This window comes from Priestia sp. SRI_019 (assembly GCF_057586255.1).
The window spans coordinates 319,449-346,343 of the sequence record NZ_JBYCZN010000004.1; the positions used below are offsets into that span (position 1 = coordinate 319,449).

Below are 26,895 nucleotides of genomic sequence, written 5' to 3' on the forward strand. Positions count from 1 at the left end.
GGAAGGGATGAAGAAATGATTGGACCAGAAATAAGATGTAATCAGTGTGATAGAGAAATAAAAGTACTAAAGCACAGTACGCTTTGCGGTTGCGGAATAAAATTACGAACGCTAAAAAAAGAGAAGCAACCAGCATAATGAGGTTGCTTCTCTTTTTTTACTAGATATGCTGTTTATATTCACTCACATTAAAGAGTAATCGTTACTTTAAATAAATCTCCGTCAATTTCAATATTCAGTTCTCCTCCGTGCAAATCAATAATTGACTTAGCAATAGCTAACCCAAGTCCGGAGCCATCGGTTTGTCTTGAAGTATCCCCTCTTTTAAATCGTTCAAACAGCTCATCTGCCTGCTCATTTAATTCATATTTACTTACATTTTTAAATGTTAGTTTCACTTGTTCGTTTATTTCTTGAACAGAAATATAGACACGCGTTTGTTCAAGTGAATATTTCAATATATTCTCTATCAAATTGTCAAATACTCTCCATAATTTTTGACCATCTACAGTAGCAAATATCGGCTTTTCGAGAGATTGAATACGAAATTGCAGAGTTGAATCTTCAATTGCTTCATTATATTCAGCTAAAGCCTGATGAAGAAGCTGGTTAATATCAATTTTGTCTTTATGCAATTCTACATTTCCACTTGCCATTTTTGACACTTCAAATAAATCATCAATAAGTGTCTGTAAACGTTTTGATTTACGGTCAATAATTTCAACGTAAGCATGTTGTTCGTCCGAAGTAAGATCTTGCGACTTTAGCAACGCTGTATATGTCATAATAGAAGTCAATGGTGTTCTTAAATCGTGACTGACGTTGGTAATTAACTCTGTTTTCAAGCGTTCACTTTTCACTTGAACATGCTGAGATGTTTGAATCTGCTGCTGGATATGATTTATGTTTAGCGCTGCTTGAGTCAAAGCTGATTTTCCTTTGATAGGTAACGGCTCTTTCCACTCGGCTGTGGCAATTTGATCAATTGAGATAATAATTTTATTCAAATAATTAACTCGTAGCATAAGCAGTATCAAAGTAACCACTCCTACAACACTGCCTATAGCTAAGTACAGTATGGATACTTGTTCTGCAAACATAGATCCACTAGTCAATAGAGTTGCAACAGCAAACACGGCAAACACTAAAAGCAGCACTACAACCATTATATGCATGCCAATATGTCTGATAATAAAAATAGATTGAAGAAAATAAATTACTTGATAAACACACGCTCTTTTATATTCTTCTTTTATATCATCTATTGTGCGCATACGCTGAAACAGTAGAAATACTTGAAGTGCCCATAGGGAAATAGCTATAGATATTGCTATCATATAAAAGAAGAACGTAGCAACATGCTTATATGATTCTAATAAAGAAGCAGGATAGCCGTTCAGAACTAGACTTAATGTAAAAAATGAGTATAAAAGAAAAACAATTATACAAATATCTAAAGGTATTTTTTTATAAACCCTCTGTACTGCAGTTTGTCTTGTTATTTCTTTTAAATGTCCAGTTATTGTTTTTTTATAAATAAAGTAACCTATTAACAGAGCTAGTATCCCTGAAAATGCATACACGAGAAACGCTACATTTTGATGATGATAATAGTTATATTCATCAAATAAAGGACTAATGAAGGTTTCTTTTTCAGGAACAGCAATTATACCCGTAAACTTCTGCTTTAAATACCGGGTTGGGATCTCTGAGTCTACCTCACTGCTTAACGATGAATTTTTATATTCATCTGCTTGGAACACCAGTGGTGATTGAGCTGAATAAGTATGTTTATACAATATATTTTTCTGTTTTACTAATTGATTAACATCTTCTTTGCCTGCGTTTTGGATGTTCGTATATATTTTGTTTGTGTTCCTATCTTTTAAATAATACATGATGTCTTTTTTATATTGAGATAATATTTTTTGTCGATAAAAAGCTTCATCATATAGTTTCTTCATTTCGAGTTTTTTGTTTTTCATTATTTCTTCTCGAACGAATTGATCATCTTGAAACTTTTTTTGAATGTTTTTAACTTCTAGATCCTGCTGCTTTACATAGGCAGCTTCAACGTTTTTGCTCTTTGCCTGCTTAGCGTCTTCTATTTTTTCTTCATATTTATCGTGCACGTTTTTTATTTATTCTGTTAATGTTCCTTCCGTATATCGATACGACTCAATCTCTTCTTCTGTTATCTTATTTGCATTAACGGTATTCTTATCTTTTTGTGTCAATTCTAAAAGGTAGAGATCATTTGTAAAACGACTTATTTGCTTTTTGAAGTCTTCTGATTTTACATAGCTGCTTTTTTGTAAATAGTTTGTTTTTAATAGATTATGCACGTTACTAATTGAAGAAATAGTTGCTCCTAAACCAAATAAAAACAAGATAATCCCTATAGCTGAAATGACGCTACTTTTCCATTTTGTATCCAAGTCCCCACACAACCTTTACATATCTCGGATTTTTTGGTTCAATCTCAATTTTTTCTCTTATTTTTCTAATGTGTACCGCTACTGTATTTTCTGCGTTGTAGCCTGGTTCATTCCATACGCGTTCATAAATATCATGTATGGAAAAAACTCTCCCTGCATTTTTCATTAATAACTCTACAATTTTATACTCAATGGGAGTCAGCTTAATGAATACCCCGTCAAGAGTGACGGACTTAGCCTCAATATCAAGTACGAGACCTCGGATATCAATCGTCTTTGTTTCCTCATATGTACCTAATGTCACATATCTTCTTAACTGTGATTTAACTCTCGCTATCAGTTCTAATGGATTAAAAGGCTTTGTCACATAATCATCTGCTCCTACCTGCAGACCGAGTACTTTATCTGCATCTTCGCTTTTAGCGCTCAGCATAATAATCGGGATATTTTTCTGTTCTCGGATTTTAAACGTCGTTGAAATGCCGTCTTGCCTTGGCATCATAATATCAAGAATAATTAAGTGAACTTTTTCTTTATTTAGTATCTCTATGGCTTCGATTCCATCTTTGGCCGTAAAGACTTTAATGCCTTCATTTTTCAAATAAATAGCAATGCCCTTACGGATTTCTTGCTCATCGTCTACGACTAAAACCACATATTCGTTCATTAATTTCTCACACTCCTTTCAAAAGTATATCATGGGTCATTTCGTCTATGGATTTTATTGTAAACTGCATTTCTTAAGAAAAAGGAAGGGGAAATCTTAAGATTTTCTTAAGCTTCATATGTTGAAAAAGGTTTAAAGAATAGGGATAACAGGAACGTTAAAAGAAAAAATATAATCAATTCCTCATTTGATTCTAAAGAACTATCCGTGAGCGATTATATCTTTTTATTTAAAAGGAGGATGATTTAACTTGGAACGGAATCATACAATTATGCAATTTTTCGAATGGCATGTGCCGGCTGATGGCGAGCATTGGCAACGCCTTAAAGAGCTCGCTCCTCAACTAAAAGAACAAGGAATTGATTCCGTGTGGATTCCCCCGGTTACAAAAGGTGTTTCATCAGAGGATAACGGCTACGGCGTTTACGACTTATATGATCTTGGCGAATTTGATCAAAAAGGAACCGTTCGTACAAAGTATGGAACCAAGCAAGAGCTGCATGAAGCGATTGATGCCTGTCATAATCATGGAATTAATGTCTATGTGGATATTGTAATGAACCATAAAGCTGCAGCAGATGAAAAAGAAACGTTCCACGTCATTGAAGTGGACCCCATGAACCGAACAGAAGAAATTTCTGAACCTTTTGAAATTGAAGGGTGGACAAAGTTTACATTTGAAGGGCGCGGCGATCAATATTCTTCTTTCAAATGGAACTTTAATCATTTTAACGGCACTGATTACGATGATAAAAATGGAAAAGAAGGCGTTTTTCGTATTGCCGGGGAGAACAAAAGCTGGAACGAAAATGTGGATCAAGAGTTTGGCAACTACGATTATTTAATGTTTGCGAATATTGATTACGATCATCCTGAAGTTCGAGAAGAAATGATCAAATGGGGAAAATGGTTAGCAGACACCCTGCAGTGCGACGGTTATCGATTAGACGCCATTAAACATATTAACCACGATTTTATTAAAGAATTTGCCCACGAATTGTCCTCTTCTCAAGAAAAGCCCTTTTATTTTGTGGGAGAGTTTTGGAATCCAGAGTTAACAGCCTGTCAGGAATTCCTAGACGTGATTGATTATCAAATCGATTTGTTTGACGTATCGCTGCACTATAAACTGCATGAAGCCTCTCAGCAAGGAAGAGATTTTGATTTAACCACGATTTTTGATGATACATTAGTCAAGACTCACCCGTTGAATGTTGTCACATTTGTAGATAACCATGACTCTCAGCCAAATGAATCTTTAGAATCTTGGGTAGAAGATTGGTTCAAACAAAGTGCTTACGCTCTAATTTTACTTCGTGAAGACGGCTATCCTTGTGTGTTTTACGGAGACTATTTTGGAATAGGCGGAGAGCACCCAATTGAGGGAAAAGAAAAAGATATTTCCGCTCTCTTGCATGTACGCTATGACAAAGCATACGGCCAGCAAGACGATTATTTCGATCACCCGAATACCATTGGATGGGTAAGGCATGGTGTAGAGGAATTTGAGAAGTCTGGATGCGCTGTGGTGATGTCAAACGGCGAAGATGGCGAAAAGAGAATGTTCGTCGGCGAACACCGAAGTGGACAAACGTGGATTGACTTCACAAACAACCGAGAGGACCAAATCGTGATTGAAGAAGATGGCTACGGACAGTTCCCTGTAAATGGCGGCTCTGTATCCGTTTGGGCTGAAGCATAAAAAAACAGTGGCCTGCGCCACTGTTTTTTTACCATAGACCTAGCAGTTTCCACCACAAGCCGCCAATTCCAATCCAAATGATAATATGAATAATTGAAATTAAAAAGCCGAGCGACCACCATTTTTGCTGCGTTACATATCCACTACCGAAGAACACCGGTGCCGGTCCACTTCCGTAGTGAGTTAAACAGCCAAATAAATTGCTAAAGAACGCTAAAATTAATGCTGACAGTAACGGAGGCGCACCAGCGGCCACGATGACAGATAAAAATGCTGCGTACATAGCGCTGACGTGAGCCGTGTTACTTGCAAAAAAGTAGTGAGAATAAAAATACGCAATAGCTAGTACAATCAACGCCGTCATCCAAGACATATGGCTAACAGTGCCTTTCATCAGATCACTGAACCAAGGAATCATGCCTAGATCATTTAAGAAAGTTGCCATCATAACCAAAACAGCAAACCAGACTAATGTATCCCATGCTCCCTGTTCTTTTTTGATGTCCGACCAGCTTAACACTTGCGTTAAAAGAAGCGCACATAGACCAATAAAAGCAGTTGTTGTTGCATTAATATTTAAATTAGCGCCAAAAATCCACAGCACAAGAAGAAGTAAAAATACGCCAATCATGTACCATTCTTCTTTCTTTAGCGGACCCATTTCATTTAGTTTTTTTGCTGCAATTTCAGATGCTTCCGGCGTTTCTTTTAATTCTGGCGGATACAGCTTATAAATAACGAGTGGAATAACAATTAAACTAATAATTCCAGGTACGATTGCAGCCGCTGCCCAGCCAACCCATGAAATAGTCTTGCCTGTAATTTGTTCCGTCATTTTAACAGCAAGAGGATTGGCCGCCATTGCTGTTACGAACATAGCGGATGTGATCATATCTCCTTGAAACGATACTTTTGTTAAGAAAGCGCCGACTCTGCGCTCCGTACCGTCTCCAGTTCTCGATCCGTATGTTTCGGATAAAGAACGAATGATGGGAAGAATAATTCCTCCAGCTCGTGCTGTATTAGACGGCATTGCAGGTGATAAAAGCAAGTCACTTACGATAAGAGAATACGATAGTCCCAACGTCTTTTTACCGAACAAACGAACGAAGATATAGGCAACCCTTGTTCCTAGACCAGTCTTAATAAAACCTCTAGAAATAAAGAATGCAATAACGATTAACCAAATCGTCGTATTTTGAAAACCGCTGAGCGATTGTTCAAGTGTTAATGTATTAGTTAATACAATAATGGTTAAAGATAAAATAGCTACACTGCCTAATGGCAATGGTTTAATGATAAGCCCTACGATAGTAGCCACAAAAATAGCGAATAAGTGCCAAGCCTTCAAATCAAGTCCGGGCGGAGGTGTAATAAACCATAAAACAAGTCCGATTGCCAGACAAATTAATAAAGGAATAAATTTCACTTCGCCGGCAGGCTTTTTTGTTGTTTCAGCCATAATCTTTCTCCTTTCATGTTTTTTAATAATAGTAGTATGCTCTTTCTACTTCACACCCAATACTTATCCCATTTAAAATAAAATAATTGTAAAAATACGTTTCGTAAGGATGATATTGTAAAATTGTGAAGTGTTGAGCATAATTCCTTTATTATTTTATCATATATATTGACAATATTTATCTCTTACCTTCATTTTATTCCCTTCAAAATAGCTTGTAAGCGTTATTTTATCAAAAATAAATAAACTGCATGAGTTCATCATGCAGCCTTGCATTTAGTGATTTACTTTTTGAATAAACACCACTTTTAAATAATTACCTGACTTAAATTCTTTTATTGTTTTAAAATCAGCTGGAAGAGCGAACTGCTCCATCATTTTGTAACGTTCACCTTTTTCATTAAAAGCTTTTTCAATAAACGAATGGAATTTTTTCATATCAAAATTGCTTGCATTCGTAGATGCCACAATGACACCGTTTGGCTTTGTAAGAGCAATAGCTTCTTTTAATAAATCTTTGTAGTCTTTTGCCGCGCTGAACGTATGCTTTTTCGACTTGGCAAAGCTCGGCGGATCTAGCACCACAAGATCGAAGGTCATGTTCTTTTTGACCGCATATTTAAAATACTTGAAAACATCTTCTACGATAATGTCCTGTGCTTCGTGATCAATTCCATTTACACTAAATTGCTCAATTGTTTTTGCCAAGCTGCGATTGGCTAAATCGACACTTGTTGTTTTCGCAGCTCCTCCAAGAGCGGCCGCCACTGAAAATGCACCTGTATACGAAAACATATTTAGCACGGTCTTTCCTTTTGCATATTTATCTCGAATCGTTTTACGGACGTCTCGCTGATCTAAAAAGACTCCCACCATCGCTCCGTCATTTAAGTAAACGGCAAAACGAATACCATTTTCTTTTACAATAAGAGGGAACTCACCTTTATCCCCTGCTACAAAATCATCTTCTTCAATATATTGCCCTTTTACGTTAAAACGTTTTTTCTGGTACAGCCCTTTAAAATTAGGCGCAGACTTTAAGGCTTCAATGACGTATTCTTTAAATCGATAAATTCCTTCACTATACCAACTCATGACGTAATATCCGTCATAATAATCAATAATTAAGCCGCCGATTCCGTCACCTTCACTATTAAATACGCGAAAAGCAGTTGTGTCTTCAGACGCATAAAAATCATGACGTGATGAAATAGCTTGCTGAATTTTTCTGGCAAAAAACGCCGCGTCAATTTGCTCATTTTTCTTTTTCGAAAGAATCCATCCATAGCCTTTATTTTGCTTTCCATAATAGCCTTTGGCTAAAAATTGATTCTTCGGAGTGAATAAGTTAATAATAACGCCTTCTTCTTGCAGTTTATGACCATCAACAAGCGCATCTTTTTCAATGAGTGGATAACCCTTGTTCACTTTTTTAATAAAAGCTTCTTTGGCTATAACTTGTACTTCTTTTCTCATGTGTACACCCTATCTATTTAATTTATTTCATTCTAGTTCTATCCATTTTACAACAATAATCTACATTTATCTTAACATAGATAAACAGCTCCGTTTCTAGTTATAAATAGAAAAGCAGAAGATGCCTTGAAGCACCCTCTGCTTGATATGAATGAAAAATGAAATGTATTAAGATAAAAAATTATGAGCACTCTTATCCCGTATAAGCATTGAACTGAGTGACATTTTTTTCTGCTAAAATACCTTTCACTTTTGCTGTACGAGCCAAAGTGCTTTTTGTCGCCTTTAGCTATGTGTTTATTGTAAGAGCGGAACATGAATTCACTGTGAAGCCCAGCTGAATACTATCTGAACAAATTCTAAAAGATAGCTGAATAACTTCTAGTTAAACTTGTCATATAAATGTTCAACGTTCTTAACAACAGCTCAACAAATCCAGCTCTTCTCTTTATATTTCCTCAACAACCAAATGATTTAATAAGTGTATGAATACGATTCGGAGGTTATCAACCATGAAAAAACGAGTATCTTTTGGACTATCTCTCACCCTCTTAGCTTCTAGCGCCGCTTCTGCTTTTGCAGCAGAGCATCATCCAATTCAACATCCAAAACAAATCAAAAGCGTCGAGTTTCAGCCAATGAAAGCACCTACTACGATTGAAAATATGATTAAAACGTATACAGAGGCATCTGTAAAAGTAACGTATAAAGATGGAAGCGTTGAAAAAACGCCGCTTAACTATAACCAGCTCTTTCTTTCAAAAGATAAAATTGTCGATAATAAAGGGGAATTAATCGCCGCAGGTACACCGATCGATGCAAACGGGGATCCGATTATTGACCGAAGCGTTCCTGATAAGCCATCACCTTACGTATCAGATGCACCGGATTCAAACAGCTTTATCACCATCAACGGTAAGTCTTATATTATTTCACATTATGAATATGAATCTGTTAATAATGCTGGAAAAGAGATTTCCGGTCTTCCTGCTTCAATGACGCTTACACAAGTTGACCGAGATGATAAAACAGGAAAACTAACCGTCAACCATGCTAAAAAAATTGATTTTTCTAATGTAAATGGTTTGTGGACGCCGTGTAATGGCTCTACAACGGATTGGGGTACTCACCTTGGGTCAGAAGAATACGAGCCTGATGCACGTGCTTTTGAAGATCCTTCATCCAGCTCTTATAAAGACGTCACGAACTTCGCTAAGCTTTATTTCGGCGACACGTCAAAAGCAAATCCTTACTACTACGGCTGGATTCCAGAAATTTCAGTGGATGAAAGCGGCCATGCATCCGTCGTAAAACATTACAGCACAGGCCGTTTTTCACACGAAATGATGCAGGTACTTCCAGATAACAAAACCGCTCTTTTTGGAGACGATGGGTCTAATACCATGATGTTTATGTATGTAGCCGATAAGGAGAAAGACTTCTCAGCAGGAACTCTTTATGCGGCAAAGTTTAAACAAACGAGCACAGAAAATGGAGGTAAAGGCGACCTTCAGTGGATTAAGCTTGGTCATGCAACAGACAATGAAGTGAAAACAATAATCGACAAAGGCACAAAATTTAGTGATATTTTTGAAACAGCTGACCAGCCTACAAAAGGATTTACAGCTGTGAAAACCGCTGCAAGTAACAAAGTTGAATACCTAAGAGTAAAGCCTGGCATGGAAAAAGCAGCTGCCTTTTTAGAATCACGCCGATACGGTGCAATTTTAGGTGCAACATCTGAATTCAACAAGATGGAAGGACTAACGGTTAACAAAAAAGACAAAAAAGCGTATATGGCTATTTCTTACCAAAATAGTGCCATGCTAAAAGAATCTGGCGCTGTACAAGATGATATCCAGCTTCCAAAATTAGAGTCTGGTGTGACCTACCAGCTGAACTTAGGATCGCATCAAAAAGACCAAGCAAACGGCAAGATTAACAGCCGCTACGTTCCTGCAAGCATGGAAGGGCTACTGATTGGACAAGACCTAGAAAAAGCAGATGCATACGGTAATACAGCCGACCCAAATAAAATTGCCAACCCTGATAACCTTACGTATTCAAATGACTTAAATACACTGTTTATCGGAGAAGACAGCTCACTGCATACAAACAACTTCGTATGGGCTTATCATGTAAAAACTAAAAAATTATCACGCATCCTTTCAGTTCCAGTGGGAGCAGAAGCAACAGGACTTCGTGCAGTAGAAAACATTAAAAACTCTCGCTACGTATTAAGCAACTATCAGCACCCGGGCGAGGACATCAGCGACAAAAATATTACCGCTGTTGATAAAGAAGAGCTAGCTAATGCACTGAAAGAAAGCATTGGCATTCAAGAAACAGGTGGTGTAGGATAGATACATTTCTGGACTGCCTTCTAAGGACGGTGCTCCTTACAAAAAGCATTAATACGTAATGAAGCCACGTCTGTTGTACAGTTACAGACGTGGTTTTTTATATAGTCGAAGTTATTTATAAAATCGTTTATCGTAATCATAATTATGGTGAATACTTTATAATATCCTTGGAGAAAGTGCCTACACACAAACCAAATACTTTAGGATATTTATTCGCAGGTATCCGTTACATGCCTTCAGGCTCGCTTTTAATTGCTTACACTCCACTAATATTAGATATAAAATTTGTTTCAATAGGTATTTCCAGCAAAACAAAATCACTCGTTCCCTTGCACTTTTCCTCCCATACCATTAAAGTATATATTGGTTGAAGTTTATACTGACATTCAACCTGATAAAAGAAATTACACTTTTTAATTTTGGGAATACGTTTTCTCTAAAAGAAAGGGTTTAGATATAAGATGAAAGATAATTTTTGGCATGAGTTGCCGCGTCCGTTTTTTATTTTGGCACCGATGGAAGCTGTGACGGATGTCGTTTTTCGCCATGTTGTGACCGAAGCAGCACGACCTGACGTATTTTTTACAGAGTTTACGAATACGGAAAGCTACTGCCATCCGAAAGGGAAAGATAGCGTAAAAGGACGTTTGACGTTTACAGATGATGAACAGCCAATCGTTGCGCACATTTGGGGAGACAAGCCTGAATACTTCCGTCAAATGAGTATCGGCATGGCCGAAATGGGTTTTCGCGGCATTGATATTAATATGGGCTGTCCTGTACAGAATGTTGCAGGAAACGGAAAAGGTTCTGGTCTGATTCGCCGTCCAGATACTGCGGCTGAGATTATCCAGGCAGCTAAAGCTGGAGGACTTCCAGTAAGCGTAAAGACTCGTCTTGGCTATACGCAAGTTGATGAGTGGTACGACTGGCTGAAGCATATTTTAGAACAGGATATCGTGAACCTTTCTATTCACCTTCGTACAAAAAAAGAAATGAGCGATGTTGACGCGCACTGGGAGTTAATTCCGGAGATCAAGAAGCTTCGTGACGAAATTGCCCCTCATACGCTACTAACAATTAACGGGGATATTCCTGACCGCCAGAAAGGTCTTGAACTTGCGGAGAAGTACGGCATTGATGGAATCATGATTGGACGCGGAATTTTCCATAATCCGTTTGCGTTTGAAAAAGAAAAGAAAGAGCACACAAGCGAAGAGCTATTAGAACTTCTTCGCCTGCAGTTAGATCTTCATGATAAGTATTCTGAAGAGTTAGAGCCGCGCCCTTTCAAACCGCTTCGACGCTTTTTCAAAATTTACGTTCGCGGATTCCGCGGTGCAAGTGAATTAAGAAATCTACTCATGAGCACGGAAACAACTGACGAAGTGCGTGCGTTGCTTGATGAGTTTAAAGACAGAGCTGGAGTGAAAGAAGACGAAGGTTTTTCTGTTTCTTAAATAAGATCTCGCTTGCTTAAACTCAATTGTTCTACCATTTTATCGGAGAGAAGAACTTCTTGTTCTTTTTTATAGAGGTGTGCTATTTATCCACATATGATAAAAGCTGAGGCAGAAGGTTTTACATTTCCTTCTGCCTCAGCTTTTAATAAAAAAATATCCACACGTTCTATTTATGATAAGGTTCATTTCGAATAATACGAAAAGCTCGGTAAATCTGTTCTACTAATACTAGGCGCATAAGCTGATGAGGAAACGTCATCTTTGAAAAAGAAAGGGCTGCGTTTGAGCGTTTCATTACTTCGCTGCTTAAACCAAGCGACCCACCGATAACAAACGCTATTTTGCTTTTTCCGTAGGTAGCTAATGAATCAATTTCTTTTGCGAGTTCCTCGGAAGATTTTTGTTTTCCGTTAATAGCTAATGCGATCACGTGAGTATCGTCTGAGATTTTCGCTAAGATGCGCTCTCCTTCTTTTTGTTTCACCTGTTCCATTTCAGATTCACTTAAGTTTTCTGGCGCTTTTTCATCTGCAAGCTCAATAATTTCTACTTTTGCATAGCTTGATAAACGCTTTAAATATTCTTGAATGCCTTGTTTTAAGTATTTTTCTTTTAGCTTTCCAATGGTTATAATAGAGATATTCACAGGCTATTCTCCTCTCCTTTATCTCTTATCCACAGATATTATCCACATATCCACATGCTATATCCACATTTTGTATAAGAATATTAGTTCCCTACTACATATACAGCTTCATTGTCACAATATTCACAGCTTTTTTTGTCGGTAGAATTTTCTATTTTTTCAAAAACCGGTGCTAGCTCAATCTCATCTACCATTACATCCAGCGCTAGTTCTGTATGTTCTAAACAGCAATATATCTTCATGTATTTATCTTCCTTTCTCTATTCTTTTCAGTAAAAAACCACAGGAGTTTATCCCCTGTGGATAACTTTTCTTTTACTTCATTTGACGTGTTAATTTTACTTCTGTGGATTTCTTTTTGCCGTCCCGATAGAACGTTACGTTCATTTTATCGCCAATTTCTTTTTCAATGTAGAGGTGTTTGCGAAGTGTCGCAATGTCCCTTACTTTGCTGTGATCTAACTCAACAATCACATCATATTCCTTTAATCCAGCTTTAGCAGCTGGCGAACCTTGCTCGACTTTTAGAACAGCGACTCCGTTTACTACATCATGCGGTAACTTAAGGGTTTCTTTTAAATGATATCCTGATACCTCACTTAATGATAGTGTACTAACTCCAAGATACGGACGTCTGACTTCACCATATCGTTCTAAGTCATTAATAATGGGTCTAGCCATGTTAATTGGAATCGCAAGACCAATGCCTTCTACTGCTTCTTGAGCAATTTTCATGGAATTAATACCGATTAATTCACCATCAATATTAACAAGAGCACCCCCGCTATTACCAGGGTTAATGGCGGCATCTGTTTGAATAACTTCTGATTGCCAATCAGGATTTCCATCGCCATTCAAATCTTGAGGAATGACACGGTTAACCCCTGAGACAACTCCTTGTGTAACGGAGCCGGAAAATTGAAGGCCCAGCGGGTTTCCGATAGCAATCACTGGTTCACCAGCTTTAAGCTTATCAGAATTTCCGAAGGTAGCCACTTTTGTCACGTGGCCTGCGTCAATTTCAAGAACTGCTAAGTCCATTAAATCATCGCTGCCAAGAATTTTAGCCGATACCCTTGTACCGTTACTGAAGCTCACTTCAATTTCGTTAGCGCCTTTAATGACATGATAGTTTGTCACAATATAAGCTTTATTGCCTTGCTTTTTGTAAATAACACCTGAGCCCGTCCCGGCATCAGTTCGTTCATCATTCCAAAAGCTTTCAGAGTTCTGGATGTTTACAACTCCTACAACTGCTGCATTGGCTTCAGAAACGGCTTTTGTGACGGCCGTGGTGACGTCAAGAGATACTGATTTTTGAATGGTCGACCCTGTTTGTTCATCTCCATTTTCATCATCCATCCATCCGTATGGCAAAATCCCATTCCTCACCAAGGCTGGCATAAGAAGCAGTACAATAAGTGCACCTATAATAGCTCCAATCAGAGCAGAAGCGAAATATCCTCTGCGGCGTTTAGGCGGCCGACTATTTGGCTCTTGGCCTTCATCATAATGTTCCACACTATCACCGAACCCTTCATTTATCATCGTGAATGTCTGCATTCACGTACTAAATGAAGTTATTTTTCGCTTCCTTTCTAGAGACTATACATAAACAATATCAGTTGGTCTTTTTGGATCTGTATCACATAGGAGAATATTGTCCTCTACATTGATGTCTTTTTGTTGTAACACTTGCGCAACAGACATGCGAGCAATTTCCTTCATGTTATTGTCTTGACTCAAATGCGCTAAGTAAATGCGTTTGGTTTGATCTCCAATCACATCTGCCATTGCAAGAGCCGCATCTTCATTTGATACGTGTCCGACGTCGCTTAAAATTCGTCTTTTAATGCTCCAAGGGTAGCGCCCCATTCTCAGCATTTCAACGTCATGATTGCTTTCAAATACGTACATATCGCTATTTTTAATCGTACCTTTCATGCGGTCACTTACATAGCCGGTATCCGTAATAAGGGTTAATTTTTTAGACCCTTGATGAAAGACATAAAACATAGGCTCTGCAGCATCATGCGAAACGCCAAAAGACTCCACTTCCAATTGACCAAACGATTTCGTTTGGCCAATTTCAAAGTGAAACTTCTGTTCCGTATCAATGTTGCCGATTAAGCCATCCATTGCGTTCCACGTTTTTTCATTTGCAAAAATAGGGAGCTTATATTTACGTGCCAGAACACCTAGTCCTTTAATATGGTCACTATGTTCGTGAGTCACTAAAATTCCTGATAAATCCGGGATATTGCGATTTACTTGTTGAAATAGAGCTTCCATTTGTTTTCCGCTCAGCCCTGCATCAACTAGTAAGGAATGTTCTCCATCACTTACTAAAATCGCATTTCCTGTGCTCCCACTCGCTAGCACGCTGAAATGCAGGCTCATTTATCTCACTCCAAATACTTATTTATTTCCTTTTTTAATAATCTGCCCTTCAAAGGCATTTACAAAATAACTCGTATCTCCATTTACAACAATGTGCCAAGTTGGTGCTAAAACTTGAGAATTTAATAGCGGCAGATCAAACGTATAGTACCCAAACTCTACTTTTGTTACAGAATCTTTCTTTTTCAATTCACCCTTCAAAAACAAATTTTCTAATGCTTTTAAAGGCGTTAAAACATCCTGCTCATCATCTAACGTTTTCACAGAACCTAGCATTGTTTGTTCATAAGAAATAATTTCACCTTTATCATTTAAATGAGCAATAATCATGCCATTTTCATTATCAAAGATTTTATGCTTCTTATATTTTTGAAAGAATGTAACTGTTTTTTTCTCTTTGTCAACATTCCATAGCTCATAATCCTTACCTGAGATCACATACCGTTTTAGAAATTGACTTAGCTTTGCTTCGGGACTTTTTTCAGGTACTGAAAAAGGTTTGTCTAATACGCTTCGAATTGTTTTTTCCTCAAGCAGCGTTGCTTTTTGTTCTTTTAACTTTTTTAAATCTTCTTCTTTAAATAACTTACTTTTAGCATTTAACGACGAAGCTTCCTTCACATCTACAGGTAAATGTTTATACTCAATGCCTTCACTCGTCAATTGTTCTTCAACGCTCGACTCTACAAATAGAGAGTACTGATCTTCTTGATGAGTTTTAAAAATCTGATAGCCTAAGTAAATATTAAGAATCAAGAAAGTGAAAATAAAGATGGTTTTTGTTCTATTCCAATCCATCGTTATCGCCTCCTTCGGTCGGCGGTGCAATTCGATACCACTTGCTATTATAATAATAGAACCAAGAAGGAACGAGTTTGACAGAATTAGAATTAAACTCAACCGTCTTTTCACCGGTTTTCGGCTGCTGTGAGACTTCTTCTAGCTGATAGCCTATTGAAATGTCTTTTAACAGATTCGAGTCAAAGTTTTGGTGTTTTTCAATTAATTGAATCACTTTTTGAGATGACTGCAGCTTTTCTATACTGGAATCCTGTACTCTTACAAAACGATAAAGAGGACGACGGTAATTTAAAATCTCCGCATTTCCCCATCTCTGATATATTTCAGTCATTCCCTGATTGCTGTACACGGGATAGTTATCTTTATAATAACGATAGCTAATTTCTTTTGTAATACGATTCCAGCTGTTGAACCTGTAATTAGATTCCGTCCAGCCGCCGTGGTCATTAACGAAGCTAAAGCTGCGATTTATTAAATTATAATCTTCCATTACCTCGGTCGTGGAATTTACAAGATTCACATATTCCATCACATCTGTCTTCGTATTAACATTAATCACTTTTGTACCTTCGGTGTAGACATCTCGGTTTGTAGACGTTTCTTTCCGTGCATAGTCTGGGTTGTTAAAAAGCGCTTCCTTATATTTCTCAATATCTAAATGCCTCATGCTAGTATAGTAGACTTCACTATTCATCGTGATATTGTTTTCCGGAAGGAAGATATACCGATTTTTGTTTTCTTTATATACAAAGCTCGGGGCATACGTACGTTTCATTTTGTCTTCTAATTCTTTGATATCATCTTTGGCCAAATTCTTGACTGTAACCGAATAAATCTTTTTTTGCTCATAATTCACAAGATACACGCTCACGAAAAAGGAAGGTGTACGCTTAATTTTAATGAGTACACGGTCAAATGTTTGATTAGGCAAAGACGTTTGAGAAAATGAAAAAAGCTGTTGAAATGTTTTCAAAGGCAGCGCGTCTGGATACAGCACTTCAATAGAATTACTTCCATGGACATAATTTAAAAATCCATCAGGAGAAATGGCATCCGAAACGTCCGTCACATTCGAAAATTTCCACTTTTTCATTTCATTTACCCATTTGTTTACATCATCTTCGTCGTGAGACATGTAGTGATTATCGTTTCGATGATAGAGAACTTCTGTTGGAAGAATATGATCTTCTATTTTACTTTTTGAACTCACTTCAACTTCCTGTAAATGTTGATTCTTTGAAATGACCTTATAAGAAGGCTGATACGTCCATATATGATAAGTCATAATTAAACTGGAAGCGACGAGAACAACTAAGATGGCCGTTTTGATATGTTCATATCTCATTCCCATTCGTCATCATTCTCACTTTCAATCGGAAGAGTAAAGTAAATCGTTGTTCCTTTTCCTTCCTGACTATCTGCCCAAATGCGTCCATCATGTGCTTCAATAATTTCCTTGGCAATAGCAAGCCCTAATCCTGTTCCGCCTAATTTACGCGTTCGTGCTTTATCTACACGATAGAAGCGTTCGAAAATTTTAGCTAAATTTGATTTTGGAATTCCCATACCTTGGTCTTTAATGCTCACAACAATTTCATGCGTATGCTGAGCAATTGAAAACGTAATGGTTCCACCTTCAGGCGAATATTTTATTGCATTGGAAATAATGTTATCTAATACTTGTGTAATTTTATCTTGATCGATAGCGACATAGATTGCTTCATTTGGCAAGTCGCGCACGAACGAAATACCTTGTTCTATTGTCATTTCAAAGCGATCAATGATGTAATGATAGAACTTCACAAAATTGATTGGGTCACGACTAAATCGGTAGTCTTGGCTATCTAGCTTAGATAATTGAAGCAAGTCGTTAACGAGACGAATCATTCGTTCTGTTTCTGTTTGCGTTACATTTAAAAATGTTGGAGCTAAGTCCTTATCTTGCCATGCTCCTTCTGCAAGCGCATCTAAATAACTGCGCATCGTTGTTAACGGCGTACGCAATTCATGTGAAACATTCGCTACAAATTCTCGGCGATCTTGATCAATTTTCTCCTGCTCTGTAATATCATGCAAGACAATGATAATCCCGTTAATAAAACCGGTCTCTTTTTGAATAGCGGAAATGGTAGCTCTTAAAATAAAGGGATCGGATTTTGTACTAAAGTCTAAAATTAATGACTCTTGATTAGCAAGCAAGCTTTCAAACGTATGCGTTTCTTCAAGATCTAATAGGGAAACAACTGGGTCAGACAAAACCGTTTCACGTGAAACATTTAGCATAGCTGCAGCTGGATCATTAATTAAAATTACTCTTCCTTTTCGATCCGTCGCAATAACGCCGTCCGTCATATGAGCTAATACCGAGCTAAGCTTACGGCGCTCCCCTTCTGTAGTTGCCTGTGCTTCTTGAAGCTTTCTTGTTAAGTTGTTGAATGTGAGAGCTAGCTGACCAATCTCATCATACCCGTATACTTTAGCTTTTCTCGTAAAATTCCCTTTGGCCATCTCAAGTGCTTGTTTTCTCATTTCAGACATTGGACGAGTAATCGTCTGAGCTAAAAACACGCCTAAAATAGCTGTAATAAAAAGAGCAATCACCGTACCTGCCTTAAAGATCTGATTGATATTACTCATTTGATCGTAAACAGGCTCCATGGAAGCTGTTAAGTAAATAGCCCCTAAGATTTCTTCGCTAGACTGAACTTTTCCATTTTTATTAGTTGAATTTGATTGACTGGCACCTACTTTATCCTGTAAACGAATGGGCTGTATCATAACTCTAATTCGCTGTCCGCTTTGATCAACAAATACATTATCAGAGTTCGTTCCTGCTAACAACGCATTTGTAATCGCTAAATCATTAGTCTTTTTACCTATGATCTGTTGAGGATTTGAGTTCGATGTAGCAATGATTCTTCTATTTTGGTCAATGACTCTTACTTCAGAGATGTCATTCATATCATTTGAAGCTAAATTGGGTCTTGAAGCAAAATCTCGTAAAATAGTCTTTAAGTCTTCCTCAAGAGTGGGTGAATCATCATCACGATTTTTCACCATTTCTTGTCCAATGTTATACGTCAGCAAGTCTGTCCGCTCTTGAAGAGACGTTCGAAAGTTGTTAACTAATTCTTTTTCTAATTGTCGTGCAAAATAGACCCCAATAATTTGCATCGCAATTAAAATGAGCAGCACATAAATCAATACAAACTTTAAATGAATAGATTGCAGGAGCCTTACTTTCTTCATCTAAAATTACTCCTGCTCTGGGCTGCGTAAATAATAGCCTACTCCACGTCTTGTTACAATCCACATTGGATGGCTTGGATTATCTTCAATTTTTTCACGTAACCTTCGAACTGTTACATCTACCGTACGCACATCACCAAAATAGTCATAACCCCATACAGTTTGAAGCAAGTGTTCACGCGTCATGACTTGCCCAATGTGCTTCGCTAAATAATGCAGCAGCTCAAATTCACGGTGAGTCAGTTCAATCGTTTCTCCGCGCTTAGACACGATATAAGCATCTGGGTGAATAACAAGTGCTCCAATCGTTATTTCATTCGTTTCGCTTTCTTCCGTTGGAACAGCTACCTGCTGATGTCTACGTAAATTAGCTTTTACACGTGCTAATAATTCACGCGTGCTAAACGGCTTAGTTACATAATCATCTGCACCTAATTCTAGACCTAAAACTTTGTCAATTTCAGAGTCTTTTGCTGTTAACATGATAATTGGCATATCATATTTTTTGCGCACTTCTCGGCAAACTTCCATTCCATCTTTCTGAGGAAGCATAATATCTAATAAAATCATTTCAGGCTGTACTTCTTCCACTTTTTCAAGTGCTTCTACGCCATCATAAGCACAAAATACTTCATAACCTTCTTTTTGCAAATTAAACTTTAAAATATCTGCAATCGGCTTTTCATCATCTACGACTAAAATACGTTTATCCATGATCATCGTTCTCCTTTATTAGTTGAAGCAAAATATAAAAGATAGTATTCATACTGTTTGAATACCGTAGTTTTATTATACTTGATAACCCTTGAAACGTCACAAGTTCATCCTCTACTATACATGAAGATATATGATTTTCAACCATCTCTAAATACAAAAGTAATATATTACCACAAAAGAGATACAAAGCAAATAACGTTTTCTTTTAAATGTAAATAAAAGAAAAAAGCATGACTTTAAATAAAGTCATGCTTTTTGATGGCTCGGGACGGAATCGAACCGCCGACACAAGGATTTTCAGTCCTTTGCTCTACCAACTGAGCTACCGAGCCAAAATGGCGGTCCCGACGGGAATCGAACCCGCGATCTCCTGCGTGACAGGCAGGCATGTTAACCGCTACACCACGGGACCTCAGTCTATATGCTATATATTAAAAATATTAAAAATGACCCGTACGGGATTCGAACCCGTGTTACCGCCGTGAAAGGGCGGTGTCTTAACCGCTTGACCAACGGGCCACGTTGTAACAAAAGTGAGCCATGAAGGACTCGAACCTTCGACCCTCTGATTAAAAGTCAGATGCTCTACCAACTGAGCTAATGGCTCATGTTATATCTCTTAGCGACGTTTATTATAATAACATGATATTTCCTATGAATGCAATAGTTTTTTTAAAACTTTCTTTTTATTATTGACCTTTTTTAAAAAATCTTGTTAACAAAGCACCAATTACAAATAAAAAAGGTTAGCTCACGAGGAGCTAACCTTTTTTATTTAGCTATATACACCACGTAATACATTTGTTTGTGTACGATCTGGACCTACAGAGAAAATAGATAAAGGAATACCTGTTAATTGAGACACGCGCTCTAAGTAATGGCGAGCGTTATCAGGTAATTCATCTAATGTTTTCACACCCGTAATATCTTCTGTCCAACCTGGAAGCTCTTCATATACAGGTTCACATTCTGCAAGTGTTTTTAAGCTAGCAGGGAATTCTTCCATAACTTCCCCTTTATAACGGTAAGCTACGCAAATCTTTAATGTCTCAATTCCCGTTAATACATCAATTGAGTTTAAAGATAAATCTGTGATTCCGCTAACGCGACGAGCATGACGTACAACTACACTGTCGAACCAACCTACACGGCGAGGACGACCAGTTGTTGTACCATATTCACGTCCTACTTCACGGATTTGATCACCGATTTCGTTTGTTAATTCAGTTGGGAAAGGACCGTCACCAACACGAGTTGTATACGCTTTTGATACACCTACAACGTGTTTGATTTTAGATGGACCTACACCAGAGCCAATTGTTACTCCACCCGCTACTGGGTTTGAAGATGTAACAAATGGATATGTTCCTTGGTCGATATCTAACATAACACCTTGTGCGCCTTCAAATAGTACACGACGTCCTTCGTCTAACGCATCATTTAATACTACTGATGTATCAACAACATATTTTGCAACTTGTTGACCATAATCATAGTACTCATCTAAAATTTCTTCTAATGTAAAGCCTTCTACTTCATACATTTTTTCAAGAAGGCGGTTCTTTTCAGCTAAGTTTTGTGTTAATTTTGCTTCAAATACTTCACGGTCTAGTAAATCGGCAATTCGAATACCAACACGTGCTGCTTTATCCATATAAGCTGGTCCAATACCTTTTTTCGTTGTACCAATCTTATTTTCACCTTTACGTTCTTCTTCAACTTCATCTAATTTTAAATGATATGGAAGAATCACATGAGCTCGGTTACTAATACGTAAGTTTTCTGTTGTTACACCGCGATCATGTAAGTATTTTAATTCTTGAACAAGCGCTTTTGGATCGACAACCATACCGTTTCCAATTACACATGTTTTGTCATTATAAAAAATACCTGAAGGAATTAAATGTAACTTATAAGTTTCACCATTAAACTTAATTGTGTGACCTGCATTGTTCCCACCTTGGTAACGTGCAATCACTTCTGCATTTTCTGATAGGAAGTCTGTAATCTTCCCTTTTCCTTCATCTCCCCATTGTGTTCCTACTACAACGACTGAAGACATATCTTAAGCACCTCCGCTTAGTAAGCAACAGCTCACTACGACATAATTTAACCATGGATAAGTGTATCAATTTATCACGCTAAAGTCAATTAAATCCGAACGATTTAACAAAAGTTATTACAAATATATCGTATTTTGCGGAACGAATGCGATAACAATAAAATAAAACCTCTCAATATGAGAGGTTTTATGCACCAGGCGGCACTCCTGCGTCGTCGAAGCGCCGCTCGAGATTAACGAATTTATTGTACTCTTTTACGAAGGCAAGCTGTACGGTTCCAACTGGACCGTTACGCTGCTTGGCTATAATAATCTCGATAATATTTTGATTTTCTGTATCTTTTTCATAATAGTCTTCACGATATAAGAAAGCTACGATATCGGCATCCTGCTCAATACTTCCGGATTCACGGATATCAGACATCATTGGCCGCTTATCTTGTCTTTGCTCTACTCCACGGGAAAGCTGTGATAAGGCGATAACAGGAACTTCTAATTCACGAGCTAAACCTTTTAACGCACGAGAAATTTCAGATACTTCCTGCTGTCGGTTTTCTCCGCTTCGTCCATTTCCTTGAATGAGCTGTAAGTAGTCAATTAAAATCATCCCAAGCCCGCCTTCTTGTTTCAAGCGACGGCACTTAGAACGAATTTCACCTACACGAATACCCGGTGTATCATCGATATAAATCCCTGCATTGGACAAAGATCCCATTGCCATAGTGAGCTTTCCCCAGTCATCCGCTGTAAGCGAACCTGTACGCAGCCTTTGTGCATCAATATTTCCTTCCGCACAAAGCATCCTCATAACAAGCTGCTGAGCACCCATCTCTAAACTGAAGATGGCTACGTTCTCATCCGTTTTCGTTGCAACGTTTTGCGCAATATTTAAGGCAAAAGCCGTTTTACCTACCGATGGTCGGGCCGCTACAATAATTAAATCATTTCGCTGGAACCCTGCTGTCATTCTATCTAAATCACTAAACCCGGTTGGAATACCTGTAATGTCACCTTTTCGATTGTGAAGAACTTCGATATCATCGTACGTTTGTACAAGTACATCTTTAATATTTTGAAACACACCGCTGTTTTTACGCTGTGCTACTTCTAAAATGTTTTTTTCCGCTTCATTTAATAAAACTTCCACTTCGTCTTCCCTTGCATATCCTTCTGAAGCAATATGCGTTGCAGTACGAATTAAACGGCGTAAAATCGACTTTTCTTCTACGATTTTACCGTAATACTCTACGTTTGCAGCCGTTGGAACAGAGTTAGCTAAATCACTTAAATACGATACGCCGCCAACTTCTTCTAGGATTTTTTGGTCGGCTAATTCAGACGTTACCGTTACCAAATCAACCGGTTCACCTTGGTCAGAAAGTTTCAGCATACATGTAAAGATTTTCTGGTGCGATGCCCGGTAAAAATCTTCAGGTATTAGCAGTTCAGATGCTAAGGTTAAAGAAGAAGGCTCTAAGAAAATGGCCCCTAATAGCGCTTGCTCTGCTTCAATATTCTGAGGCGGAAGACGATCAGCAAAAAGATCACTCATATTTCTATGCCCCTCTTATATTCTTTCAGTATTTTCTTTCATCATAAATGTTGGCGCGAACAAATACAAGTCCGCGCCAACCCTTTATATTATTTACCTATTTTTCAATCGTACGTTTATTTTTGTTCAGTCACGTGTACCTTTACCGTAGCCGTTACTTCCGGATGTAATTTAACCGGTACATTTGTGTAGCCTAATGCGCGAATTGCATCATTTAATTCAATTTTACGCTTATCTACTTTAATTTTGTGCTTTTTCTTTAATTCTTCAGCAATTTGTTTGCTTGTGATAGAACCGAATAAACGGCCGCCTTCACCAGATTTTGCTGTTAATTCCACTGTTAGTTCTTCAAGAGTTGCTTTTAACTCTTTGTTTGCTTGAAGTTCTGCAGCTGCATCTTTTTGCTCTCTATTTTTTTGTGCTTCTAATACTTTCACATTACCGCCTGTAGCTTCAACAGCATAACCATTTTTTAATAAGAAGTTATGTGCATAACCGTCTGAAACATTTTTCACTTCACCTTTTTTGCCTTTTCCTTTTACATCTTTTAAGAAAATTACTTTCATGATTTTTTACCTCCATCTAAGTACTCATCAATTGCTTGTTTAAGCCGTTCTTCAGCTTCATCCAAACTAATGTCTTGAAGCTGAGTAGCAGCATTCGTTAAATGGCCTCCGCCTTGGAGACTTTCCATAATAACTTGTACATTGATATCTCCAAGCGATCTAGCACTAATACCAATTAGATTATCCCGTCGCTTAGAAATAACAAACGAAGCAACTACTCCGTTGATTGAAAGCAGCGTATCTGCAGCCTGCGCAATTAACACTTGATCATACATTTTGTTTGGTTCAGCTCGTGAAATGGCAATACCTGCTGTATAAATCTCTGCATGTTCAATAAAGCGTGCTCGCTGTACATATTGCGTGATATCTTCTTTTAAAAACTTTTGAACAAGAACCGTATCTGCGCCTTGAGAACGTAAAAAGGACGCTGCATCAAACGTACGAGATCCCGTGCGTAATGTAAAGCTTTTTGTATCGACAATAATACCGGCTAAAAGTGCCGTTGCTTCTAGCATATCAATTTTAAATCGTTTTGGCTGGTATTCAAGAAGCTCAGTAACGAGCTCTGCTGTCGAGGAAGCATATGGCTCCATATAGACAAGAAGAGGATCTTCAATAAAGTCTTCTCCACGTCTATGGTGATCAATGACCACGACATTTTCAATACGATGTAATAATCTTTCTTCAATAACCATGGACGGCTTGTGCGTATCCACTACTACTAAAAGAGTATCATCACTTACAAGATTTAAGGCTTCTTCAGGCGTAATAAATCGCTCCCACAGGCCTTCTTTCTTTTTAATCTCTTCTAGCATTCGCTGAACACCTGTATCGATATGATCAGGATCTAATACGATAAAACCGTCTTTCTGATTTACTTGGGCTACTTTTAATATCCCAATAGCAGCTCCTACAGCATCCATATCTGGATACTTATGACCCATGATAATCACTTTTCCACTCTCTGTAATGAGCTCTTTTAACGCGTGAGAAATAACTCTTGCACGCACGCGCGTCCGTTTTTCCATTGGGTTTGTCTTGCCCCCAAAGAATTTCACTTTTCCATTCGGCTGTTTAATCGCTACTTGATCTCCGCCTCGACCTAAGGCCAAATCCAAGCTAGATTGAGCTAAAGCACCCAGCTCAGGTAAATCAGCAGCACCAGCTCCGATACCAATGCTCAATGTAAGCGGTATATTTTGTTTAGACGTCTCTTCTCGAACTTGGTCTAAGATAGAAAATTTGCTTCTCTCTAAATGAATTAAGATTTGTTCATTCATAATCGCAATAAATTTCTCGGAAGACGTACGTTTAATAAAAATACCATATTCTTGAGCCCAACTATTTAACATAGAGGTTACTTGGCTATTCAAGTTACTTTTAACTTGATCATCCATTCCTTGCGTTAGTTCATCATAATTATCTAAAAAGATAATACCTAAACTTGTTCGTTCTTCTTCATACAATTTTTCGATTTCTATTTGCTCTGTAATATCAAAGAAGTACAGTAAGCGCTCGTCTCGTTTAATCACCACTTTAAATTTCCGATCATGCAACGTGACAACTTCTGTTTCCACTTCTTGTTTGATGAGTGGAATAATACTTTCGGCTACATCGTATAATGATCTTCCCACTAGTGTGTCTTCACCGAGACAAGATGCTAGAAAAGGATTGGTCCATTCAATTTGATATTCATCATTAAACAGCATAATCCCAATCGGCATTTCCATTAATGCCTCTTCGCCTACTTTTTTCAGCCGATGAGACAGCATTGAAATATAGGTTTCAAACTCATCGGACAGCATTCGCTCCATTCTCATGTATAGAAAAAGACAGGCTAATAGTAATATAAAGCCTATCATTCCTATGATCCAATTATGATAGGTCACGATACCTACTAAAATCAGAGCTATACTATACAATGAGTAAAATGGATAGCGAATAACGTTCTTTTTTGTAAAGACAGGCATCCATTTCAGCTCCTACTTTTTTAAGTTCCACAATATCTACTTTTTTGTGTCTAATTGTTTTCTTAAATTAAATCCTAAATCAATTATACCTAAGATGCGCACAATTTGAAGGATAATTGGAATAATTAATGCTAAAATTGTTACAACAATTGGAATTGCTTTGGCATACCCTTTTTGATGTGAGAAATAGAAAATAAAAGAGATCCCTTGTAACACGACTAGCATTTGCAGTCCCATCACGATGTTGATAATGGCTACGTACATAAATGTACCTTGTTCAATATTAAAAGATGGGAAGGATAAGATTAATGCAATCAAATAATACCATAGAATACTTTTAGGAAGTTTGAATTCACGAAAAGGCGGGAATGCTTGCACCTCATAACCTGTTCTTTTAAGAATAGGCGTAGCAATAAGCTGAGAGAAAAAGGCCAGAATAACTCCACCTATAACAATTAATAGAGGCAATAGATTTTTAAACATATCAAATGCATCTCTCATTTGGTCAATTTGAGATTCCTTAACGTCTTGCCCTAAACTTTTCATCATTTCAATACTTTGATTAATTGATTGATCTAAAGCATTATTTATTTGCTCCATTAAATTAACATTAAAAATGACATTTGCTCCTACAAACAATAAAAGTAAACCTAAACTAAATGCAACCGTTCCGCCTAGTAAAATGGTATACCTTTTTTGTTTTTGTCGGTAAAGCATTCCTATTGCTAATCCACCAATACCAAATACAAATGTAAAAGGAAGAGTCAACACATTTCCAAATAACAAAGTCAATAACAACCCTACTACTAAAAATAATATTGCCTTTTTCCACCCATGACGAACGGTATACACAATAAATGGAACAGCCAGCGCTAGTTGAAAAATGGTTCCCACAACAGGTATGTATAGTGAAAAAAGCAACAGCGCCACAAACAGCGCTAAAAGACCTGCTCCTTCTGTAATATATCGAATTCCTTTCACAACTTCACCTCGTTGATATAGACTATTATTTATTTTATCGATTCAATTCATAAGAAGCAACTATTTGACAAAAGAGCACCTATGTAATGTAAAAAGAGGCAGTAAGGATTCCCTTACTGCCTCTTTTTATACCGTTCATTATTCACCAGAAACATATGGTAATAATGCCATTTGACGAGCGCGTTTGATAGCGATCGTTAATTTACGTTGGTATTTAGCGCTTGTTCCAGTTACACGACGAGGTAAAATTTTACCACGCTCTGAAACGAATTTTTTAAGCATATCTACATCTTTGTAATCGATGTGAGTGATGCCGTTTGCTGTGAAGAAACAAACTTTACGACGTCTGTTGCGTCCACCTTTACGTCCACCTGCCATTT

At 37.6% G+C, this 26,895-nt stretch carries 22 protein-coding genes and 4 tRNA genes; 3 read left to right on the forward strand and 23 right to left on the reverse strand.

All coding sequences use genetic code 11. From position 1 onward, the window contains the following. Nucleotides 1-188: 188 nt before the first annotated feature. From AC2YJL_RS22490 to AC2YJL_RS22500, 3 genes are read right to left on the reverse strand one after another with little or no spacing between them, the layout of a single operon-like run. The gene (locus AC2YJL_RS22490) at nt 189-2,132 is read right to left on the reverse strand and encodes a HAMP domain-containing sensor histidine kinase (protein ID WP_251568919.1); all 1,944 of its coding nucleotides are present in this window, start codon (nt 2,130-2,132) and stop codon (nt 189-191) included. 9 nt (nt 2,133-2,141) lie between these two features. Then, nucleotides 2,142-2,438, reverse strand: a complete 297-nt coding sequence (locus AC2YJL_RS22495) for a hypothetical protein (RefSeq protein ID WP_251568918.1) — start codon at nt 2,436-2,438, stop codon at nt 2,142-2,144. After that, on the reverse strand, nt 2,416-3,105 hold the full coding sequence (locus tag AC2YJL_RS22500) for a response regulator transcription factor (RefSeq protein ID WP_251568917.1): 690 nt from the start codon (nt 3,103-3,105) through the stop codon (nt 2,416-2,418). The genes AC2YJL_RS22495 and AC2YJL_RS22500 overlap by 23 nt, the downstream gene beginning before the upstream one ends. A 250-nt stretch (nt 3,106-3,355) precedes the next feature. Between AC2YJL_RS22500 and AC2YJL_RS22505 the strand changes: the two genes are divergently transcribed. Further along, nucleotides 3,356-4,807 (forward strand): alpha-amylase, encoded by a 1,452-nt coding sequence (locus AC2YJL_RS22505; RefSeq protein WP_182421641.1) that lies wholly within the window; start codon nt 3,356-3,358, stop codon nt 4,805-4,807. Nucleotides 4,808-4,835: 28 nt separating this feature from the next. Here AC2YJL_RS22505 and AC2YJL_RS22510 read toward each other — a convergent pair whose 3' ends face one another. Further along, nucleotides 4,836-6,269 (reverse strand): anion permease, encoded by a 1,434-nt coding sequence (locus AC2YJL_RS22510; protein WP_195695642.1) that lies wholly within the window; start codon nt 6,267-6,269, stop codon nt 4,836-4,838. 276 nt (nt 6,270-6,545) lie between these two features. Continuing rightward, nucleotides 6,546-7,745 carry a class I SAM-dependent rRNA methyltransferase gene (locus AC2YJL_RS22515; RefSeq protein WP_251568914.1) on the reverse strand — a complete coding sequence of 400 codons (1,200 nt, stop codon included), beginning with the start codon at nt 7,743-7,745 and terminating at the stop codon, nt 6,546-6,548. A 512-nt stretch (nt 7,746-8,257) separates the two neighbouring features. Here AC2YJL_RS22515 and AC2YJL_RS22520 point away from each other — a divergent pair. Further along, the gene (locus AC2YJL_RS22520) at nt 8,258-10,108 is read left to right on the forward strand and encodes a PhoX family protein (RefSeq protein WP_251568913.1); all 1,851 of its coding nucleotides are present in this window, start codon (nt 8,258-8,260) and stop codon (nt 10,106-10,108) included. A gap of 461 nt (nt 10,109-10,569) precedes the next feature. Next, entirely contained in the window at nt 10,570-11,568 is a 999-nt protein-coding gene (locus AC2YJL_RS22525; RefSeq protein ID WP_028409752.1) for a tRNA dihydrouridine synthase, read from the forward strand. A gap of 169 nt (nt 11,569-11,737) precedes the next feature. Here the strand turns inward: AC2YJL_RS22525 and rlmH are convergent, their stop codons facing one another. The 18 genes from rlmH to rpsR all read right to left on the reverse strand — a co-directional run bounded on the left by rlmH (nt 11,738) and on the right by rpsR (nt 26,893). After that, nucleotides 11,738-12,217 (reverse strand): 23S rRNA (pseudouridine(1915)-N(3))-methyltransferase RlmH, encoded by a 480-nt coding sequence (gene rlmH, locus AC2YJL_RS22530; RefSeq protein WP_013085547.1) that lies wholly within the window; start codon nt 12,215-12,217, stop codon nt 11,738-11,740. Between the two features lie 83 nt (nt 12,218-12,300). Next, entirely contained in the window at nt 12,301-12,459 is a 159-nt protein-coding gene (locus AC2YJL_RS22535; RefSeq protein WP_013059901.1) for a CxxH/CxxC protein, read from the reverse strand. 73 nt (nt 12,460-12,532) lie between these two features. Further along, complete coding sequence (locus tag AC2YJL_RS22540) at nt 12,533-13,765, reverse strand: S1C family serine protease (RefSeq protein WP_230933839.1); 1,233 nt, start codon at nt 13,763-13,765, stop codon at nt 12,533-12,535. Between the two features lie 57 nt (nt 13,766-13,822). Further along, nucleotides 13,823-14,617, reverse strand: a complete 795-nt coding sequence (locus tag AC2YJL_RS22545) for an MBL fold metallo-hydrolase (RefSeq protein ID WP_014457688.1) — start codon at nt 14,615-14,617, stop codon at nt 13,823-13,825. A gap of 18 nt (nt 14,618-14,635) precedes the next feature. Beyond that, entirely contained in the window at nt 14,636-15,415 is a 780-nt protein-coding gene (locus AC2YJL_RS22550) for a two-component system regulatory protein YycI (RefSeq protein ID WP_195695639.1), read from the reverse strand. Continuing rightward, nucleotides 15,402-16,769: a YycH family regulatory protein gene (locus tag AC2YJL_RS22555; RefSeq protein WP_251568911.1), complete on the reverse strand. Its 1,368-nt coding sequence runs from the start codon at nt 16,767-16,769 to the stop codon at nt 15,402-15,404. The genes AC2YJL_RS22550 and AC2YJL_RS22555 overlap by 14 nt, the downstream gene beginning before the upstream one ends. After that, a complete protein-coding gene (walK, locus tag AC2YJL_RS22560) occupies nt 16,760-18,667 on the reverse strand; it encodes a cell wall metabolism sensor histidine kinase WalK (RefSeq protein WP_013059906.1) in 1,908 nt (635 codons plus the stop codon). The genes AC2YJL_RS22555 and walK overlap by 10 nt, the downstream gene beginning before the upstream one ends. 6 nt (nt 18,668-18,673) lie before the next feature. Next, nucleotides 18,674-19,381, reverse strand: coding sequence for a response regulator YycF (gene yycF / locus AC2YJL_RS22565; protein ID WP_013085552.1), 708 nt, complete (start codon nt 19,379-19,381; stop codon nt 18,674-18,676). A gap of 262 nt (nt 19,382-19,643) precedes the next feature. Further along, nucleotides 19,644-19,716: transfer RNA gene (locus AC2YJL_RS22570), tRNA-Phe, on the reverse strand. Between the two features lie 4 nt (nt 19,717-19,720). Continuing rightward, nucleotides 19,721-19,796: transfer RNA gene (locus AC2YJL_RS22575), tRNA-Asp, on the reverse strand. Nucleotides 19,797-19,831: 35 nt separating this feature from the next. Then, nucleotides 19,832-19,903 (reverse strand) — tRNA-Glu (locus tag AC2YJL_RS22580). Nucleotides 19,904-19,918: 15 nt separating this feature from the next. Further along, a tRNA-Lys gene (locus tag AC2YJL_RS22585) sits at nt 19,919-19,991 on the reverse strand. A gap of 168 nt (nt 19,992-20,159) precedes the next feature. Further along, a complete protein-coding gene (locus tag AC2YJL_RS22590) occupies nt 20,160-21,446 on the reverse strand; it encodes an adenylosuccinate synthase (RefSeq protein WP_028409757.1) in 1,287 nt (428 codons plus the stop codon). 187 nt (nt 21,447-21,633) lie between these two features. After that, a complete protein-coding gene (gene dnaB, locus AC2YJL_RS22595) occupies nt 21,634-22,998 on the reverse strand; it encodes a replicative DNA helicase (protein WP_045293917.1) in 1,365 nt (454 codons plus the stop codon). A gap of 116 nt (nt 22,999-23,114) precedes the next feature. Further along, nucleotides 23,115-23,564, reverse strand: a complete 450-nt coding sequence (gene rplI / locus AC2YJL_RS22600) for a 50S ribosomal protein L9 (RefSeq protein WP_013059910.1) — start codon at nt 23,562-23,564, stop codon at nt 23,115-23,117. Then, nucleotides 23,561-25,534, reverse strand: a complete 1,974-nt coding sequence (locus AC2YJL_RS22605; RefSeq protein WP_230933841.1) for a DHH family phosphoesterase — start codon at nt 25,532-25,534, stop codon at nt 23,561-23,563. The genes rplI and AC2YJL_RS22605 overlap by 4 nt, the downstream gene beginning before the upstream one ends. Before the next feature lie 36 nt (nt 25,535-25,570). Continuing rightward, on the reverse strand, nt 25,571-26,515 hold the full coding sequence (locus tag AC2YJL_RS22610; RefSeq protein ID WP_487374966.1) for a YybS family protein: 945 nt from the start codon (nt 26,513-26,515) through the stop codon (nt 25,571-25,573). A 138-nt stretch (nt 26,516-26,653) separates the two neighbouring features. After that, the gene (gene rpsR, locus AC2YJL_RS22615) at nt 26,654-26,893 is read right to left on the reverse strand and encodes a 30S ribosomal protein S18 (protein ID WP_013059913.1); all 240 of its coding nucleotides are present in this window, start codon (nt 26,891-26,893) and stop codon (nt 26,654-26,656) included. Nucleotides 26,894-26,895 lie beyond the last annotated feature (2 nt).